This is a genomic window from bacterium (genome assembly GCA_019637795.1).
GTDB lineage: Bacteria > Desulfobacterota > Binatia > HRBIN30 > CADEER01 > JAHBUY01.
Window position 1 is genome coordinate 393,800 of the sequence record JAHBUY010000003.1, and the last position, 17,397, is coordinate 411,196.

The 17,397-nt window shown below is 72.3% G+C and carries 13 protein-coding genes; 9 read left to right on the top strand and 4 right to left on the bottom strand.

Features of this window, described 5'->3' with window-relative positions:
* Nucleotides 1-128: 128 nt before the first annotated feature.
* Together KF840_11725 and KF840_11730 are read right to left on the bottom strand one after the other, a co-directional pair.
* Complete coding sequence (locus KF840_11725; GenBank protein ID MBX3025564.1) at nucleotides 129-1,568, bottom strand: DUF4214 domain-containing protein; 1,440 nt, start codon at nucleotides 1,566-1,568, stop codon at nucleotides 129-131.
* A 137-nt stretch (nucleotides 1,569-1,705) separates the two neighbouring features.
* Nucleotides 1,706-3,841: a DUF4214 domain-containing protein gene (locus tag KF840_11730; GenBank protein MBX3025565.1), complete on the bottom strand. Its 2,136-nt coding sequence runs from the start codon at nucleotides 3,839-3,841 to the stop codon at nucleotides 1,706-1,708.
* 287 nt (nucleotides 3,842-4,128) lie between these two features.
* On the opposite strand from KF840_11730, the gene KF840_11735 reads away from it, so the two are divergent.
* The 5 genes from KF840_11735 to KF840_11755 all read left to right on the top strand — a co-directional run bounded on the left by KF840_11735 (nucleotide 4,129) and on the right by KF840_11755 (nucleotide 10,325).
* Nucleotides 4,129-6,168, top strand: a complete 2,040-nt coding sequence (locus KF840_11735) for a hypothetical protein (GenBank protein ID MBX3025566.1) — start codon at nucleotides 4,129-4,131, stop codon at nucleotides 6,166-6,168.
* Entirely contained in the window at nucleotides 6,150-7,241 is a 1,092-nt protein-coding gene (locus KF840_11740; protein MBX3025567.1) for a glycosyltransferase family 2 protein, read from the top strand. The genes KF840_11735 and KF840_11740 overlap by 19 nt, the downstream gene beginning before the upstream one ends.
* 41 nt (nucleotides 7,242-7,282) lie before the next feature.
* Nucleotides 7,283-7,972, top strand: a complete 690-nt coding sequence (locus KF840_11745) for a glycosyltransferase family 2 protein (protein MBX3025568.1) — start codon at nucleotides 7,283-7,285, stop codon at nucleotides 7,970-7,972.
* A 13-nt stretch (nucleotides 7,973-7,985) separates the two neighbouring features.
* Complete coding sequence (locus tag KF840_11750) at nucleotides 7,986-8,336, top strand: DUF2304 domain-containing protein (protein ID MBX3025569.1); 351 nt, start codon at nucleotides 7,986-7,988, stop codon at nucleotides 8,334-8,336.
* A gap of 78 nt (nucleotides 8,337-8,414) precedes the next feature.
* On the top strand, nucleotides 8,415-10,325 hold the full coding sequence (locus KF840_11755; GenBank protein ID MBX3025570.1) for a hypothetical protein: 1,911 nt from the start codon (nucleotides 8,415-8,417) through the stop codon (nucleotides 10,323-10,325).
* Here the strand turns inward: KF840_11755 and KF840_11760 are convergent.
* Complete coding sequence (locus KF840_11760; protein MBX3025571.1) at nucleotides 10,302-11,132, bottom strand: FkbM family methyltransferase; 831 nt, start codon at nucleotides 11,130-11,132, stop codon at nucleotides 10,302-10,304. The genes KF840_11755 and KF840_11760 overlap by 24 nt on opposite strands.
* Before the next feature lie 105 nt (nucleotides 11,133-11,237).
* Between KF840_11760 and KF840_11765 the strand changes: the two genes are divergently transcribed.
* On the top strand, nucleotides 11,238-12,701 hold the full coding sequence (locus KF840_11765) for a glycosyltransferase (GenBank protein ID MBX3025572.1): 1,464 nt from the start codon (nucleotides 11,238-11,240) through the stop codon (nucleotides 12,699-12,701).
* The gene (locus tag KF840_11770; GenBank protein ID MBX3025573.1) at nucleotides 12,698-14,257 is read left to right on the top strand and encodes a hypothetical protein; all 1,560 of its coding nucleotides are present in this window, start codon (nucleotides 12,698-12,700) and stop codon (nucleotides 14,255-14,257) included. The genes KF840_11765 and KF840_11770 overlap by 4 nt, the downstream gene beginning before the upstream one ends.
* Before the next feature lie 19 nt (nucleotides 14,258-14,276).
* Here the strand turns inward: KF840_11770 and KF840_11775 are convergent, their stop codons facing one another.
* Nucleotides 14,277-15,380, bottom strand: a complete 1,104-nt coding sequence (locus KF840_11775; protein ID MBX3025574.1) for an SDR family oxidoreductase — start codon at nucleotides 15,378-15,380, stop codon at nucleotides 14,277-14,279.
* A 438-nt stretch (nucleotides 15,381-15,818) separates the two neighbouring features.
* Between KF840_11775 and KF840_11780 the strand changes: the two genes are divergently transcribed.
* Nucleotides 15,819-16,475 (top strand): methyltransferase domain-containing protein, encoded by a 657-nt coding sequence (locus KF840_11780; protein MBX3025575.1) that lies wholly within the window; start codon nucleotides 15,819-15,821, stop codon nucleotides 16,473-16,475.
* A gap of 28 nt (nucleotides 16,476-16,503) precedes the next feature.
* A complete protein-coding gene (locus KF840_11785) occupies nucleotides 16,504-17,343 on the top strand; it encodes a class I SAM-dependent methyltransferase (GenBank protein MBX3025576.1) in 840 nt (279 codons plus the stop codon).
* The last annotated feature ends 54 nt before the right edge of the window (nucleotides 17,344-17,397 follow it).

The window sequence follows — 17,397 nt, forward strand, 5'->3', positions numbered from 1 at the left end:
CTCCGCCACCTTCAGCCCGATTCGACGCTCGACTTCAGGAAGCCCGCCCGACGAGTCGCCGCATGATCACCTGAAGCGCGCGCGAACCAAGGAACCTCGAGCCGGCGGGCGGCCGGCCGCCGGCGGCGTCAGCGGAACTTGGCGTTGAGGATCGCGGTGAACTCGCTGGAGTTGGCGAAGGCGGTGATCAGCGAGTCGGTGGTCTGGCGCCCGGCGGCGAGCTCGCCGACCCAGTAGCTCTGCTCGCTGGCGGCGGGGAAGCGGCCCAGGTAGGCGCGGTACAGCCGCTCGACGTGGGTGGCGTTGGTCGGATTCTTCGCCAGGTACTCCGCCGAGCCGAGCACCGCCCGGCCGAGGTTGGCCGCCTCGCGCCGCACCCCCTCGATGCCGCCGCTGGCGAAGGCAGTGGCGAACACCCCGCCGAAGTAGTTCAGGCCGGCGGAGTCGACCAGGCGATCGAGCAGCCCGATGTACATCGCCGTCACCAGGTTGCGCGACGCCAGGCCGGCGAGGCCCGGGAACTGTCCCTGCAGGTAGTTGCCGAACTCGGCCGACTGGGCGAACAGCGCCACCACCTGCGGCCGGGTCCACGACGGATCGGCCAGCCAGGCATCGAGCTCCGACTGCGCCGGCTGGCGGCGCAGGAACGCCTGATAGCAGTCGGTGATGAACTGGGCGTTGGTGCGGTTGCGATTGGCGTACTCCTGGCTGCCGAAGAACAGCCGGGCCATCTCCGACGGCACGTAGCGGACGTCGATCCCGTTGTTCACCGCCGCCAGGAAGTAGCCGTTGTACCACGAGTCGACGGCGCCGGCCTCCGGCTGGCGGCCGAGGATGTCGACGTAGAACGACGTGATCAGACTGCGCGCCCGCGGCTCCCGCTCCACCGGCGTCGGCCCCACCGTGGCGGTGAACGTCACCGTCGGCGTCGCGGACGCCGTGAACGTCGCCGTGCCGGTGGCGGTCGCCGTCGCGGTGGCGGTGCGGGTGCGCGTCGCGCTCGCCGTGGCGGTCGCCGTCCGGGTCGCGGTCGGCGTCGCGCTCGGCGTGAACGTCCGCGTGAACGTGCGCGTGACCGTCGCCGTCGCCGTGCGCGTCGGGGTCGCCGTCGCGGTCGCGGTGCGGGTGGCGGTGGCCGTCGGCGTGGAGACGGAGACGGCCCCGTTCTCCGCCAGGCACGGCAGGGAGGCCTCGTTCAGATCACAGCTCGCCAGGACCAGGCTGGTGCTGCCGGCGCCGGCGCCGGAGACGGGAATGGTGAACAGCGTGCCACCGCCGCTGAGGGCGGCCGGGCAGGCGAGCGCGACGCGCAGGGCGCCGGCCACCGACGCGTTCGAGGCCGCGGTGCAACCGGTCGCCAGCTCCCCGAGGGTCACGTCGCCGGTGACCGCCAGCACGGCGGGGTCGAAGGTGAAGCGGAGGTCGACAGCCTCCACCTGCGAGGCATCGTCGATCGTCACCGCGATCTGCGCCGCCGCGCCGGCGCCGGCGATGGTGGTGCTCGCCGGCAGCGACACGGTCGCCGCGGCGGCCGTGCCCGGCAGCGCCGCTGCGACGAGCAACGCCACGGCGAGTCCGCCGCCGAGCCATCGATTCCGAGCGCGTCGCGTCGCCACTGCGAGTCCTTCGTCGCTCGTGCCTGCCACGGCGCCGCGCCCGGCGCAATGCACGACCCCCGCCACGTCCACGTCCGCCACCGCCGCCCTCAGGGAATGCCGTAGGTGGCCTTGATCGTGGCCGTGAACTCGGCCGCGGCGGCGAAGGCGTCGACCAGGCTGTTCGGCGTCTTCCGCCCCGCATCGAGCTCGCCGGTCCAGTAGTTGAGCTCGCTGGTGGCGGGGAAACGGCCGAGGAAGCCGCGATACAGCCGCTGCACGTGAACCGCGTTGGTCGGGTTCTTGGCGTTGTACTCGTTCGAGGCGAGCACCATGCGACCGAGGTTGCGCGCCTCCGCCCGCACCCCTTCGATGCCACCGCTGGCGAAGGCGCTGTCGAACACGCCGGCGAAGTAATTCAGCCCGGCGCTGTCGACCAGCCGGTCGAGCAGGCCGATGTAGAGCAGGGTGACCAGATTGCGCGACGGCGTGCCGCCCAGACCCGGGAACAGGCCGCTGACGTAGTTGCCGAATTCGGTCGACTGGGCGAACAGCGCCACCACCTGCGGGCGGCTCCACGACGGATCGGCCAGCCAGGCGTCGAGCTCGGACTGCGACGGCGCGCGGCGCAGGAACACCTGGTAGCAGTCGCTGATGAACTCGGCGTTGGTGCGGTTGCGGTTGACGTACTCCTGGCTGGCGAAGAACAGACGCCCCATCTCGGCGGGCACGAAGCGCACATCGAGCGAGCCGTTGACGGCGGCGAGGAAGTAGCCGTTGTACCAGGCGTCGACGGCGCCCGCCTCGGGCGCGCGGCCGAGGATGTTGGTGTAGTAGGAGGTGATGAGATCGCGCGCCTTCGGCTCGCGGTCGGTCGGCGTCGGGGTCGGCGTCTGGGTCGGGGTCGCGGTGGCCGTGAACGTCCGGGTCGGCGTCGAGGTCGGCGTGCCGGTGCGCGTCGGCGTCGCGGTCGGGGTCTCGGTCGGCCCCGGCGTCCAGGCGTCGAGACAGGCGGCGGCGGTCACCTTGGGCGCGATCTGCCCCTTCGAGCAGGTCGAGAACTGCTGCGCCAGCGACGACGACAGCACCGGGTTCATGATGAAGGTGGCGGGCGCGGCCGAGCACGCGGAGCCGCTCTGGGCGTCGTGCGGGGCGCCGAAGTTGTGCCCCATCTCGTGCGCCAGCAGCAGCGTCATCAGATAGAGCGACGAGCTGAAATCCTCCGACAGGCCCGAACCCCAGTAGCCGCCGCACAAGGTGCCCAGCCAGGCGATGCCGATCACGCTGCCGTTGAGATCGCGGCCGGTCACCAGGTGCGCCAGGTCGGCATCGTAGAGGGCCTGGCTCGGGGTGTTGTCGTTCTGGTCGTGGTAGGTGCTGAACTCGTTCAACAGCGTGTTGTAGTCGGTGGTGCTGCTGAAGGGGTCGTTCACGGTCGCGAAGACGGTGATCGACTTGATCTTCATCGCGACGCCGAGCTCGGACTGGTAGATGCCGTCGACCGCGTTGAGGATCGCGGCGACGTCCGCCGCCGAGTTGGCGCCGTGACCGGCGCGCCCGGGGATGCCGTTGTAGTATTCCCAATCGGTGACCAGGCCGATCTCGGCGCGTTTGGTCGCGCTCACCGCGGCGCTGGTGATGGCGCCGGCGACGGCGCTGGCGGCGAATTGGCGGCTGCCGCCGCTCGGCCAGCTCTTGAGCGCCGCGATGGTTTCGCGGCTCGCCGCCTTGCTCCCCGGGGCGCGCGCGGCGCAGGCGCCGAGCGGCGAGGGGTCGGTGTCCGAGAGGCGATAGGCGACCGAGCCGCGGGCCGGGCGGGCGCTGCCGAACGTCCGCGCCGGTTCGAGGAAGTAGAGCTCGTCGCCGCTGGCGACGACGCCGGTCAGCTCGTCGCCCTCGATGCGCAGCCGCGCCCACGAACCGCGCTCGCCGGCCACCGTGCCGCGGAAGAAGCTGCCGGCGCCGGCGACCGGCTCTTCGACCGTGCCGGCATCGTCCACCCAGCGGATGCGGGCGCCGCTGGCGAAGATGTCGATCGGCTCGAGGTCGAGGTCGAAGCTCCGGCCGAGGGTGCGGAAGGACAACGCCAGCGGCCCGTCCGCCTTCGCACCTGACGTGGCGGCTGCCGCCGCTGACTCGAGCACCACCGGCTCGTAGTGGTGGATCAGCTCGCGACCATTCTGCTGCGCCGCGGCGACCCCGCCCAGGGCGCAGGCCACCAGCGCCAGGCACGCGGCAAAGAGCAATCGAGACAACCGGTTCATGGCACTAATGCCGGTGTTCCGGAGCCAACCGCATGCCATGATTCCCGGAGCGTCGAGAGCGGACGCGGCGTGTCGCCGACGCGGCGGCGCGGCGGCGCGAGCGCGTTGGAGTGACGGCAAGCGTCGGAAACATACCGCTCCGCCTCGCGACACGCTTTGCGCCCCACCACACATCCTCACATGTCGACGCCCCGCTCCGGGCAGCCCCCATGGCGGCCCAAATGTGCTCCGGGATGTCTCGCCGCGGCGTTTTCTGGCACACAAGGCGGATGCGCGTCGAGCGCCACGGCGATCTTCTTTCACGGCGTTCTCACCCGGCGACCTGGGCGGTGGCCGCCGCCCTGGTGCTGGGGAACTTCGTCCTCCACAAGCCGATCTCCGACGTCTGTGACGCGCTCTTCGCCCGCATCGGTCGGACCGCCTACGAGTGGGTCATGCTGGGCGGCATCGCGGCGCTTTCGCTCGCCGCCGCGGCGCTGGTCCTGCGCGGCGGCGCCCCCGCCCTGCGCCACCCGCGCTCGCTGGCCGCGCTGCTCGGGCTGGCCGCCCTGACCATCTGCGCGCAGCAGAATCTGCTGGTCAGCAACGTCGAGCTCATCCACCTGCCGCAGTTCGGGCTGCTGGCGGCGCTGCTGGCGGCGGCCGGCCTGCCGCCGCAACTGGCCTGGTGGGTGGCGACGTTGGCCGGCGCGCTCGACGAGACCTATCAGTGGCGGGTCATCTACGCCGGCGTCCCCAACACCTACTTCGACTGGAACGACATCGTCCTCAATGCCCTCGGCGCCGCCTGGGCGGTGGTACTGGTGCGCGGCGGGCGGCCGGACACGGCGACCGCCGGCGAGCGGCGCGCGCAGCGCCTGCTGCTCCTGGCGCTGCTGATCGGCCTGCCGCTGGCGCTGGCGCTGGCGCCACCGGCGCTGACGCCGCGCGAGGGCTTCCCCTACTGGGGCCCCGCCCTGCGGCGCGCCCTCACCGGCTACGACTACCACGTCATGCCGGCCGCCGAGGGCGTCGGCAGCCTGCTGGCAGTGTGGGCCCTGGTGGCGCTCGCCTGCTCGGCGCCGCGCCGCGCCGCCCTGCCGCTCGCCGCCGCCGCCCTGCTGCTGCTGCCCGGCTGCGTGCCGCGCCGGCCGCCGGCGCTGCCGCCGCCGGCGCCGCGCCCGTTCTTCATCACCTTCTGGTGCGGGCCGCCGCTGGCCGAGCTCAGCGACGCCCGCGCCGCCGAGATCGCCAGCGCCGGTTTCGACGTCATCGGGCCGCCGTGCGAGGGCCGCATCACTCCCACGCTCACCCGCCAGGCCCTCGACGTGGCGGCGCGGCACGGCCTGAAGGCATGGATCAAGGACGACCGCGTCGACCAGCTCGACGGCCTGCGGCCCGACTGGCGTGCCGGGGTCGACGCGGTGGTCGGCGAGGTCGGCGGCCATCCGGCGCTCGACGGCTACTTCCTCGTCGACGAACCCGGCCGCGACCAGTTCCCCGACCTCGGCCTGATCGTCGCCCGCCTGCGCCAGGCCGATCCGACGCGCGTCCCCTACGTCAACCTGCTGCCCGACTACCTCGGCTCCGAGGCGCTCGGCACCGACACCTACGCCGAGCACCTGGACGCCTTCATGGCCGAGGTCCAGCCGTCGCTGCTCAGCCTCGACTACTACCCCTTCCTCGAAGGCGGCGACCGCGACACCTTCTTCGTCGACCTGGCGATGGTGCGCGAACGCGCCCGCGCCGCCGGCATCCCCTGGCTGCTCATCGTGCAGGCCATGCCCCACGGCGGCTACCGCGACCCGACCCCCGGCGAGCTGTCGTGGCAGGTGTTCAACGGCATGGCGTTCGGCGCCGGCGCCATCTCGTACTTCACCTACTGGACGCCGGTGAACGTCCCCCACGCCGACCGCTGGCAGTTCCGCCGCGGCCTGGTCGAACACGGCGTCGCCACCGACAAGCTCGCCGCCGTCGGCGCCATCAATCACGCGGCGCACGCCATCGCGCGCCAGCTCGCCGGCTTCACCTCGGCGGCGGTGCTCGACGGCGAGGGGCGCTTCGGCGACGCGCTGCCGGCACCGCCGCTGCGCGGCATCGACGGCGCCGCCACGGTCGGGCTCTTCGCCGCCGCCGACGGCCGCCGCGCCGCCCTGCTGGTGAACCGCGACTATCGCGCCGCCGGCACGGTGCGCCTGCTGACCCTGCCGGCGACGCCGCCGGCGACCGCGTTCGACCCGACCAGCGGCCGCTGGCATCCTGCGCCGGACCTGCGCTTCACGCTGCCCCCCGGCGGCGCGCAACTCGTCCAATGGCCCGCCAGCACCTGACCCCACCGCCGGCCGACGCCGGCCCCGCCGCCGACCTCACCGCCTACGATCCGCAGGTGCCGGTGTCGGTGCTGGTGGTGAACTGGAACGGCCGCGAGCACCTCGCGGTGTGTCTCGACTCGCTGCGGGCGCAGACCCTGCCCGGGGTCGAGATCATCCTGGTCGACAACGGCTCGACCGACGACTCCCTGACATTCGTGCGCGCGCGCTACGGCGCCGCGGTGCGCATCGTCGCCCTGGCCGACAATCGCGGCTACGCCGGCGGGCTCAACGCCGGCATCGCCGCGGCGCGCGGCCGCTACCTGATGCCGCTCAACAGCGACACCGAGGTCGCGCCCGAGTGCTGCGCCCGCCTGGTGGCGGCGGCCGACGACCATCCGACCACCGGCATGTTCGCCCCCAAGATCCTCGAGTTCGCCGAGCGCGGCCGCCTCGACAACGTCGGCCACTGGCTCTACCCCGACGGTCTGAGCCGCGGCCGCGGCCGCCTCGAGCTCGACCGCGGCCAGTACGACGGCGAGGAGGAGATCGTGCTGCCGAGCGGCTGCGCCGTGCTGCTGCGCCGCGCCATGCTGGCCGACATCGGCGTCTTCGACGCGGACCTCTTCGCCTACTGCGACGACACCGACCTCGGCCTGCGCGGCCGGCTCGCCGGCTGGCGCTGTCGCGCCGTGCCGGGCGCCGTCGTCTACCACAAGTACTCCGCCGCCAGCGCCGCCTACTCGCCGCTGAAGGCGTTCCTGGTCGAACGCAACCGCGCCTGGGTGGCGATCAAGTGCCTGCCGGCGCCGCTGCTCCTCGCCAGCCCGCTCTTCACCCTCGCCCGCCTGGCGGCGCAGGCCTGGGGCGCCCTCACCCACCGCGGCGCCGCCGGCCAGTTCGCCGCCACCCACTCGCCGCTGGCGCTGGTCGGCGTCCTGCTGCGCGCCTACGCCGCCGCGCTCGCCGGCCTGCCCGTCACCTGGCGCAAGCGCCGCGAGATCCAGCGCCGCCGCCGCGTCTCCGCCTGGGAGCCGGTGACCTGGCTGCGCCGCTGGGGCATGGGCATCCGCGAGGTGGCGCTGAAGGACTGAGGCGCTGGAGCGCGATGCCGCTTCGATGCTAACCGACGCTGGTGAGCCGCAACCTGCTGATCATCCCCGCCTACAACGAAGGCGCGTCGATCCAGGGCGTGATCTACGCGGTGCGGCCGTTCATCGACGGCGACATCGTGGTGATCGACGACGGCTCGGAGGACGAGACCGCCGACCTGGCGCGCGCCGCCGGCGCGGCGGTGATCCGCCACCCGTGCAACCTGGGCATCGGCGCCGCCGTGCAGACCGGGTTTCTCTACGGCCTCAACCGCGGCTACGACTACGTCGTGCGCCAGGACGGCGACGGGCAGCACGACCCGAAACAGATCCCGCGCCTGCTCGAGGTGTTGCAGCAGGGCGACGCCGACATCGTCGTCGGCTCGCGCTTCCTCGCCCGCGAGGGGTACCAGTCCACCTGGGTGCGCCGGGTCGGCATCGTCGTGCTCGGCATCGTCAGCCGCCTGGTCGGCACGCACGTGACCGACCCGACCTCCGGCTACTGGGCGGTCAACCGCCGGGCCCTGACCGTGCTCGCCCGCTCGCATCCCGACGACTATCCGGAGACCGAGGCGCTGGTGCTCGCCTCGCGCGCCGGCTGCCGGGTGCGCGAGGTGCCGGTGATCATGTACGCGCGCATCGCCGGCCAGTCGTCGATCGGCTCGATCTACTCCGGGTTCTACATGCTGAAGGTGGTGTTGGCGCTGCTGATCGGCCGGCTGCGCCCGCGTTGAGGGGGAGGACGCCATGCACACGCTCGACATCCTGGCGGTCACCGCCAGTCTCATCGTCATGCTGTTCGTCGTCGAGTCGATCCGGCGCAGCAATCTCAACGCCCGCTATGCCATCCTCTGGCTCGGCGCCGGCGCCGCGCTGCTCCTCTTCTCCCTCTACCGGCCGCTGCTGCACTGGGCCGCGGCGCTGCTCGGCATCGCCTACCCGCCCTCCCTGCTCTTCGGCCTCGCCTTCCTCTTCGCGCTCCTGATCATGCTCCACTACTCGCTGGTGATCTCGTCGCACCGCGATTCGATCCGCCGCCTGGCGCAGGCCGTGGCGCTGCTGGAGCGCGAGTTGGAGGAGCAGCGCGCGGCGCGATGACGAGATGATGCAGATGCTCCGCTCCCGTGTTGGGCAGGCAGCCGAGCCTCGGCTGCGCTTCGCCGCCCCGTTGCCGGCATGAGCCGCCGCCGTCCCCCGTCCCCCACGCCCGCGGCGGCGCCGCGCCCGGAGGCGCGGCGCCCGCCGGCGCGCGTCGTCGCCGCCAGCGCCCCCTGGTGGGCGCACCTGCTGGCGCTGCTCGTCGTCGGGCTGCTGGCGTCGCTGCCCTACCTGCCGAGCCTCGGCGGCGACTTCGTCTTCGACGATCCCAACGCGGTGACCCAGAGCACGCTCATCCGCTCGCTGACGCCGATCCGCACCTTCCTCGCCCTCAGCACCCGGCCGCTCACCGACTACAGCTACGCGATCAACTACGCGATCGGCGGCTACGCGCCGACGCCGTACCACGCCACCGGCATCATCCTGCACGTCTGCACGGCGCTGCTGGTCTACGCCCTCGCCTGGCTGCTGCTCGGCCTGCCGTCGCTGGCGCCGCGCTACGGAGCGGCGCGCCACCGCATCGCCTGGGCCGCGGCGGCGCTGTTCGCCGCCCACCCGCTGGCCAGCGAGGCGGTGGCGTACATCTCCAGCCGCAGCGAGTCGTTGGCCGCGGTGTGGTACCTGGTCGCCGTCATCGGCTTCGTGCGCGCCGCCACCGCGAGCGGGCGCGGCGGGCGCGCCGCCTGGCTGGCGCTCACCGTGGTCGCGACGATCGCCGGCGCGGCGAGCAAGGAGACGGTCTTCACCCTGTTCGCGGTGCTGCCGCTGCTCGACTGGCTGCTGCTCGCGGACCGCCACTGGCGGCGCGTCCACTGGCGCCTGATCGTCATCCCGATCCTGCCGCTGGCGCTGGTCGCCGCCGTCCTCCTGATCCGCGCCTTCGCCGGGCAGATGAGCCTCGGCCAGTACGGCGCCACCGCCGGCTTCAGCTTCGATCGCTTCGGGCCGCTGCAGTATCTGGCGACGCAATTCGGGGTCATCGTCCACTACCTGCGCCTGACCGTGCTGCCGCTCGGCCAGACCTTCGACTACGACTGGGCGCTGGCGAGCCTGCACCAGCCGCTGGCGGTGATCGTGCCGCTGGCCATCCTCGTCGCGCTGCTGATCGGCGCCTGGCGGCTGCGGGCGACGCAGCCGCTGGTCCCCTTCGTCGCTGGCTGGGTGCTGTTGATCCTGGCCCCGACGTCGTCGGTGATGCCGATCGCCGACCTCGCGGTCGAGCGCCGCATGTACCTGCCGCTGGTCGGGCTCATGCTGCTGGCCGCCGCCTGGCTGCACGACGGCTGCGGCCGTCTGCCGAGCGCATGGGGGCGGCGCCAGGGGCTCACGTACGCGCTGGTCGTGGCGGCCCTGGTGGCGGCGCTCACGCCCTTCACCTGGCAGCGCGCCGTGCTGTGGGGCGACGCGATCGCGCTGCACGAGGACGGCGTGCGCCGCGCCCCCGGCAATCCGCGCATGCGCCTGAACCTCGGCGTCACCTACCTCAACGAGGGCGACACCGAGCGCGCCTACGAGACCCTGCGCGAAGCCAAGCGCCTCTACGACCGCGGCGAGTCGGTGCAGGCGTTCCCCCGCATCGGCGCCTTCATCCACTACAACCTCGGCGCCGTCCAGTACGCCCGCAAGCAGTACGACGAGGCGGAGCCGCAGCTCGAGCGCAGCCTCGAGCTCGGCGGCCAGTACCTGGCGCTGCGGCCGATGGCCAACATGCTGCTCAGCCGCATCTCGGCGCAGCGCGGCGATTGGAAGCAGGCGGTCGAGCGCCTCGGCGAGGCGCTCAAGTACCACGACGACCCCGACTGGGTGGTCGACATGGTGCAGATGAAGCTGCGCGCCGGCGACCGCATGGGGGCCAGCATCCAGCTCGACAAGCTGCTCAAGACCAACCCGACGCTGCCGCGCGCCGTGCAGCTCAAGCAGCGCATGGATGCCGAGGCGGCGGCGGCGCGCGCCGGCGCGCCCGCCTCAGCGGCGAAACAGAATCAGTAGCCGGCCGCGCGCCTGCGCTTCGGCCCACAGCGCCGTGGCGTGGGTGCGCACGGCGCTGCCGTCGCGCTCCAGCCGGTGCGGCGCGAACCCGCGCGCCGCGAGCGGTTCGAACAGCGCCGCGGCGCTGGCGCCGGCGCGGGTCAGCAGCGCCGGCGCGACGGCGCAGAGGATGCGCAGCGCCGGGTGCCGCTCCAGGGCGCGGCGCGCGCCGCGCAGCACCGACACCTCGGCGCCCTGGGCGGAGACCTTGAGGACGTCGAGGCGCGGCAGGTCGTTGGCGACGTCGTCGACGCTGACCGCGCGCACCGTGCGCATGCGCCGCTCCTCCGCCGCCGGGACGATGCGGTGATCGCCGCGATCGCCGGGCGCCAGGTAGAGCGAGGTCCAGCCCGAGTACTCGGCGGCCGCGACCTGCCGCGCGTCGATCTGCGGGAAGCGCCCGCCGCCGACGGCGCGGGTCAGCAGATCGAAGTTCCCCGCCTCCGGCTCGAGGGCGATGACCCGTCCGCTGGGGCCGGCGCGCCGGGCGAGCGCCACCGTGTACCATCCGAGGTAGGCGCCGACGTCGATCGCCACCCCGCCCACCGGCATCTCGCGCCCGATGAAGCGCTGCGCCGGCCCGTCGCGCAGTCCGAGCCGCCACGCCTGCGCCGTCACCCACCCGTCGAGCGTGTCGGGATAGACCGCGTCGGCGCCGACCGGCACGGCGCGGATGCCGACGTCCCGTGCCCCCTGCTTGCGCAGCCACGTGCGCGCGGCGCCGAACGGATCGGCGCCCGGGGGCGGGCGGAGCGGATCGGGCGGCATCTGTTCCGCTGTTACCGCGCGCCGCGCGCGGATGCCAGCCGCTTCGCGAGCGCCACCCCGCAGATGACTTGCGGCGCCGCGTTTTATCCGTAGACTCGCCCGCCCGTGCGGTCCGACTTCACCCTCTCCGTCATCATCCCCGTGTTCAACGAGCGCCTGACCGTACGCACGCTCGTGCAGCGGGTGCGCGCGGTGCCGATCCGCAAGCAGATCATCCTCGTCGACGATTGCTCGACCGACGGCACGGGCGACGTGGTGCGGGCGCTGGCCGACGAGCCGGCGGACGCGCTGAACCGGATCGAGGCGATCTTCCACGCCGAGAACGCCGGCAAGGGCGCGGCGGTCCGCTCCGCCATTCCGGCGGTCAGCGGCGACATGGCGCTGATCCAGGACGCCGATCTCGAGTACGATCCCGAGGAGTACCCGAGCCTCATCCGGCCGATTCTCGACGGCCACGCCGACGTGGTCTTCGGCTCGCGCTTCCTCGGCGGCCCGCACCGCGTGCTCTTCTTCCGCCACACCATCGGCAACCGGCTGTTGACGCTGCTGTCGAACCTGTGCACCGATCTCAACCTCACCGACATGGAGACCTGCTACAAGGTGTTCCGCAGCGACGTCCTGAAGCGCCTCGACCTGCAGTCGAACCGCTTCGGCATCGAGCCCGAGATCACCGCCAAGGTCGCCCGCCTCGGCTGCCGCATCTACGAGGTGCCGATCTCCTACCACGGTCGCGAGTACTGGGAGGGGAAGAAGATCGGCTGGAAGGACGGTGTCTCGGCGATCTGGACGATCCTGCGCTACGCGTTCAATCTCGACGGCGGCGGCCGCGACCCGGGGCTGCTGACGCTGCGCCGCCTGCGCCAGGCGCGCCGCTACAACGAGTGGGTGTGGGGCCGGCTACGGCCGTTCATCGGCGACCGCGTGCTCGAGGTCGGCTGCGGCATCGGCAACTACACCGGCTTCCTGCGCAACCACGCGCTGGTGGTCAGCACCGACCACAACCCGGAGTACGTCCGCCAGGTGGCGACGCGGCTCGAGCAGTACGACAACATCCGCGTCGAGCGGATCGACTGGGAGCGCCCCGACCTGGCGGCACTGCGCGCCCACGCGTTCGACACCGTCCTCTGCCTCAACGTCCTCGAGCACGTCGAGCGCGACGACGACGCGCTCGCCACCTTCGCCAGCCTGCTGCCGATCGGCGGCCGCCTGGTGCTGCAGGTGCCGGCGCTGCCCGGCCTCTACGGCGGGATCGACCGCGCCATCGGCCACCACCGGCGCTACCAGCGGGAGGCGCTGCGCGCCCAGCTCGAGCGGCACGGCTTCGTCGTCGAGCACGGCCGCTACTTCAATCTGCCCGGCCTGATCGGCTGGTACGTCAACTCGCGCCTGTTGCGGCGGCGCAGCGTGCCCGGCCTGCAGGCGCGCATCGCCAGCGCCCTGGTGCCATGGCTCTCGCTCGAGCAGCGCTTCGACCCGCCGCTCGGCATGTCGCTGCTGATGGTCGGGCGCAAGGACCGCGAGGCCGGCCCGCCGGCGCCGTTCGCCCTGCCCGACGTCGAGCACGGGTGAGCGAGGAGGAACCGCTGCCGTCGATCGATTCCCGACGCGAGGGCGCCGGCACCGGCAGCGGGCGGATGGGGTCGATGGCGTGGCTCGCCGTCGCCCTGGCATTCACCGCCGTCGCCTACTGGCCGATCCTGCGCAGCTATTTCTTCATCGACGACTACTTCTACCTGTACCTGCTGCGCACCGAGTCGCTGCCCGCGTTCCTGTTCAAGCCCTGGTTCGGCCATCTCTTCGCGCTCCGGAACGCCGCCTTCGCGGGTCTGTTCCGCGTCTTCGACACCGACCCGACGGGGTATTTCGTCGCCGTCCTGCTGACGCACCTGGTCAACGTCGCCCTGCTGTTCCGCGTCCTGTCGCTGCAGACCGCCAGCCGCGGCCTCGCCTTCTTCGGCGCCAGCCTGTGGGGCATCTCGCCGCTCCACGGCGAGACGCTCGCCTGGCTGTCGGTCTACGGCCACTGCCTGGTGGCGACGCTGCTGCTGCTGGTCGTGGCGCAGGTCGCGTCCATCGGCGCCGGCGATCGCCCGCTGCCACGCGCGGCGCCGTGGCTGTGGAGCGCGGCGCTGCTCGGGGCGGCGCTGTCATACGGCGTGGGCGTGCCGCTGGCGATGATGGGACCGCTGGTGATCGCATTGATGCTGCCGGCGGGACGGCTGTCGGGCGCGGCGCGACGGCCGCTCGTCGGCGTCGCCATCGCGGTGCCGCTGCTGTGGATCCTGGCCAATCTCCTGAAGGCCGGCCCCGACCCGGGCGGCATCGGCGACTGGCGGGCCATCGTGGACGTGATCGGAATGCGGGCGCTTCTGCTGCAGGTGACCGAGTTGGTCAGCGGACTCGTGGTCGCGGGTCTGACCCAGATGTGGCTGCCGCCGGCCGCGGCTCTCGCCGGCCGCGGCGCGATGATGGCGCTGCTCGCCGGCGCCGTCGCCCTGGGGCTGGCCCTGATGCTCGCCCGCGCGCCGCGCGATCTGCGCCGCGTCGCCGCCGCCTGGAGCCTGGTGACGATCGCCGCCTACGGCATCATCGCCGTCGGCCGCAGTCCGATGGCGGCCGTCTTTCCCCCCGATCAGGACCTGATCTTTCCCCGCTATCACTACGTCGCGTCGCTCGGCATCACGGCGCTCTTCTGCCTCGCCGGCGCCGCCATCGGGCGCCGCTGGGCGGTGCCGGATGCGTTGCGGCGCCTGGCGCCGTTCGCCTGGGCGGCGGCGTGCGCGGCGATGCTGTGGTACCTGCCGCGGCCGATCGACCTCCACGTGGCGGAACGGGCGCGGGTGCTCGCCCGGGTGGGCGCCATGCGAGCGGCGATCGCGCGTCAGCCCGCCGGCGGCGAGGTCTTCCTGACCGATCGCCGGGTGCGTCCCGGATTCGCCCCCAGCGACTGGGACTCCGGCACCTTCATCGCCTACTTCGACGCCAACACGGTCGAGGGGCGGCGCGTCCGTTTCGTCGCCGACCCCGAACGGGTGCGCGCGGCCCGCGACGGGGACACCGGACGGCTGGCCGCGCTGCTGGCGACCGCCGACGAGGCGGCAGGCGCCGGTCGCCAATCGCCCTGACGAGCGACGGCGCGCGACGCTACTTCGCCGAGCGAATCGCCCGCACGCCCTCCGGCTCACCCCTGCCGGGGATGCCCCAGAGCGCGCCGCGCGCGCCGAGGACGCCCTCGGCCTCCTCGAGCACCTTGAGCCAGCGGATGTTGTAGTGGCGCGGATTCTCGAGCTCGGAGATGGTCACGCCCTTGAGCTTGTCGAGCGCATTCGCCACCGACTCCTCGATCGTCACCAGCGGACGGAAGTCGAGGACGCTGGCGATCTTGCGCGCCGAGACGCGGTAGTTGCGCACGCCCGTGTAGCCGTAGGCGGCGTCGATCGCGACCGGGATGCCGTGCTCGGCGAGGGCGCCCTGGACGCGCAGCGCCAGCTCGGAGATGCGCATGTTCTTGAACATGACGTTGAAGATCTGCCCGCGCACCTTGTCGGCGTCGGCCTCGATGCAGGCGACGTAGGCGCGCGCCGCGTCGCGCACGTCGACCAGCGGCCGCCACATCTCGCCGCCGTAGTGGATGGTGATCTTGCCGCGCGTCAGCGCGTCCTTGAGGAAGGTGTTGACCACCAGGTCGAAGCGCATGCGCGGCGACCAGCCGTAGACGGTGCCCTTGCGCAGCACCACCGGGCAGAAGTGCTCGTCGGTCATCGGCAGCAGGCGCTGCTCGCCCTCGTACTTCGAGCTCGAATAGGCGGCGCGCGGCGCCACCTCGGAGCTCTCGTCGAGAATCAGGTCGGCGTCGGGATCCTCGACCCCCTGGTCGTAGATCGAGCACGAGGAGGCGAAGACGTAGCGCTCGACCCCCGCCTGCTTGGCCTGCTTCGCCGACTGCTCGGTGGCGACGGTGTTCATCTGGTAGTTCGCGTCCGGGTTGAACTCGGCCGTGGGATCGTTGGACAGCCCGCCGAGATTCACCACCGCCGTCACGTCCTCGAAGATCGACGGCTCCATGGCGCGCATGTCGCCGGACACGACCTCGACCCGGTCGCGCACCTCGCGCAGCCCGTAATCGCCGTAGATCAGCCGGTCGAACACCTTCACCGCGTAGCCGCGCTTGAGCAGCTCGTCGACGAGCACGCAGCCCACGTACCCGGCCCCGCCGATCACCAGAATCTTTCTCGCCTTGGCGCGCATGCGACCTCCCCCGGATCCGCGACAGTACGGGCAGCTCGCGCGGTATGTCAATGCGATTCCCGGCGCCCGGCGGCCTCGCGCCGCCGCGCCCGCGCCACCGCCAGGTACTGTCCTAATCTCGATACGACAAGAACCCTTCACCACGGAGGCACGGAGACACGGAGGGCTCGGTGCCATAGCGAAGGCGCGGGGCCTCTTCTCACTCCATTTCTGATGAACTTTGGGATGAACGCTGAGCGGGCTGCGAGATCAGTGCTCTCCGTGTCTCCGTGCCTCCGTGGTGAAAGCCCTTCGTCACATCAGGGCCAAGGCTCAGATTAGGACACTACCCACCGCCACGTCCGCCTTTGCATCGCCGGAACGACGTGCTTGAATTGCCCGTCCAGGGGGGACACGGTGGGGCCGCGCCGCGGCGACGGCGGCGACATCCACCGACTCATGAGCGGCACGGCCAAACAATCGAGAGCATACTCGCCCGCGCTGGGCGTGGACTGGCTGCTGCCGCTCTACGACCCGATCCTGCGCGCCGTCATTCCGGAAGAGGCGATCAAGCGGCAGCTCGTCGCGCTGGCCGCCATCCAGCCAGGCGACGTGGTGGTGGATCTCGGCTGCGGCACGGCCACGCTCAGCGTGCTGATCAAGGCGATGCAGCCGGCGGCCGAGGTCGTCGGCCTCGACCCCGACGCCAAGGCGCTCGAGCGGGCGCGGCAGAAGGCCGCCGCCGCCGGCCTCGCGATGCGCTTCGACCTCGGATTCGCCACCGCCCTGCCCTACGCCGACGCCTCGGTCGATCGCGTGCTCTCGGCGTTCGTCTTCCATCACCTCCCCAGCGAGGCCAAGCGCGCGACCCTGCGCGAGGTCCTGCGGGTGCTGAAGCCGGGCGCGGCGTTCTGCGTGCTCGACTTCGGCCAGCCACCGACCCGGCTCGGACGGCTCCTCGCGCCGCTGCTGCACCCCGGGCGCGACGCCCGCGACAACATCCGCGGCCGCCTGCCGGCGCTCATGCGCGAGGCCGGCTTCGCCGACGTCCACGAAGCCGCCCGGCGCACCCTGATCGTCGGCAGCGTCTCGCACCTGGTGGGCCGCAGGCCCTGACGGCGGCCCGGCACCACTGAGCGGTCACATGGGCAGCGAGCCAGCGCGCCGCTCCACCTCGGCAGCGGCCCAACAGGAGCGCCACGCGTCCGAGCGCCACTTCCACGACGAATGGGCGCGCAGCATCGACCCGGACAGCGTCGTCCCGAGCCAGAATTTCGCTCCCGAGACGGCGATCGAGAACCGCTACATCCTGTCGCAGATCGGCCCCCTGACCGACCAGCGTCTGCTCGACATCGGCTGCGGCTCCGGCGAGGCCGCCGTGTACTTCGCGCAGCAGGGCGCGCGGGTGACGGCCATGGATCTCTCGGGCGCCTTCCTGCAGGTCGCGCAGCGCGTGGCGCTGCGGCACGAGGCGCCGATCAGCCTCGCCGTCGGCGCCGGCGAGCACCTGCCGTTCGCCGACGACAGCTTCGACGTCGTCTACGGACACGGCGTCCTGCACCACCTCGAGCTGCTGCCGGCGATGCGCGAGGTGAGCCGCATCCTGCGGCCGGGCGGGCGCGCCTACTTCATCGAGCCGCTCGGCTACAACCCGGTCATCGACGTCTACCGGTGGATGGCCGGCAACATGCGGACGCCCAGCGAGCGCCCCCTGCGCTTTACCGACATCGACGCCCTGCGGCCGTTCTTCCGCCGCGTCGCGCACCGCGAGTTCTGGCTCACCACCCAACTGGTATTCGTCTGGTTCCTGGTCGGCATGGGCGTCCATCCGGCGCGCGAGCGCTACTGGAAGAAGGTGCTCTACGACGTCGACCGCATCCGCTGGCTGTTCCGCCCGCTGTACCGCGTCGAGCGCTGGACCCTGCGCCGCTTCCCGTGGTTCGGCCGCTACGCCTGGAACAGCGTCATCTGCCTGGAGAAGTGAAACGGACGCGCCCGCCGCATCGCCCGGCGCCGCCGGCGCCGGCTTCAGCGAGCA

What these genes read in the sequence shown, in the direction of transcription:
- KF840_11735 (MBX3025566.1), top strand. Translation starts at nt 4,129, where the DNA reads ATGCGCGTCGAGCGCCACGGCGATCTTCTTTCACGGCGTTCTCACCCG.
- KF840_11740 (MBX3025567.1), top strand. Translation starts at nt 6,150, where the DNA reads ATGGCCCGCCAGCACCTGACCCCACCGCCGGCCGACGCCGGCCCCGCC.
- KF840_11750 (MBX3025569.1), top strand. Translation starts at nt 7,986, where the DNA reads ATGCACACGCTCGACATCCTGGCGGTCACCGCCAGTCTCATCGTCATG.
- KF840_11755 (MBX3025570.1), top strand. Translation starts at nt 8,415, where the DNA reads ATGAGCCGCCGCCGTCCCCCGTCCCCCACGCCCGCGGCGGCGCCGCGC.
- KF840_11760 (MBX3025571.1), bottom strand. Translation starts at nt 11,132, where the DNA reads ATGCCGCCCGATCCGCTCCGCCCGCCCCCGGGCGCCGATCCGTTCGGC.
- KF840_11775 (MBX3025574.1), bottom strand. Translation starts at nt 15,380, where the DNA reads ATGCGCGCCAAGGCGAGAAAGATTCTGGTGATCGGCGGGGCCGGGTAC.
- KF840_11780 (MBX3025575.1), top strand. Translation starts at nt 15,819, where the DNA reads ATGAGCGGCACGGCCAAACAATCGAGAGCATACTCGCCCGCGCTGGGC.
- KF840_11785 (MBX3025576.1), top strand. Translation starts at nt 16,504, where the DNA reads ATGGGCAGCGAGCCAGCGCGCCGCTCCACCTCGGCAGCGGCCCAACAG.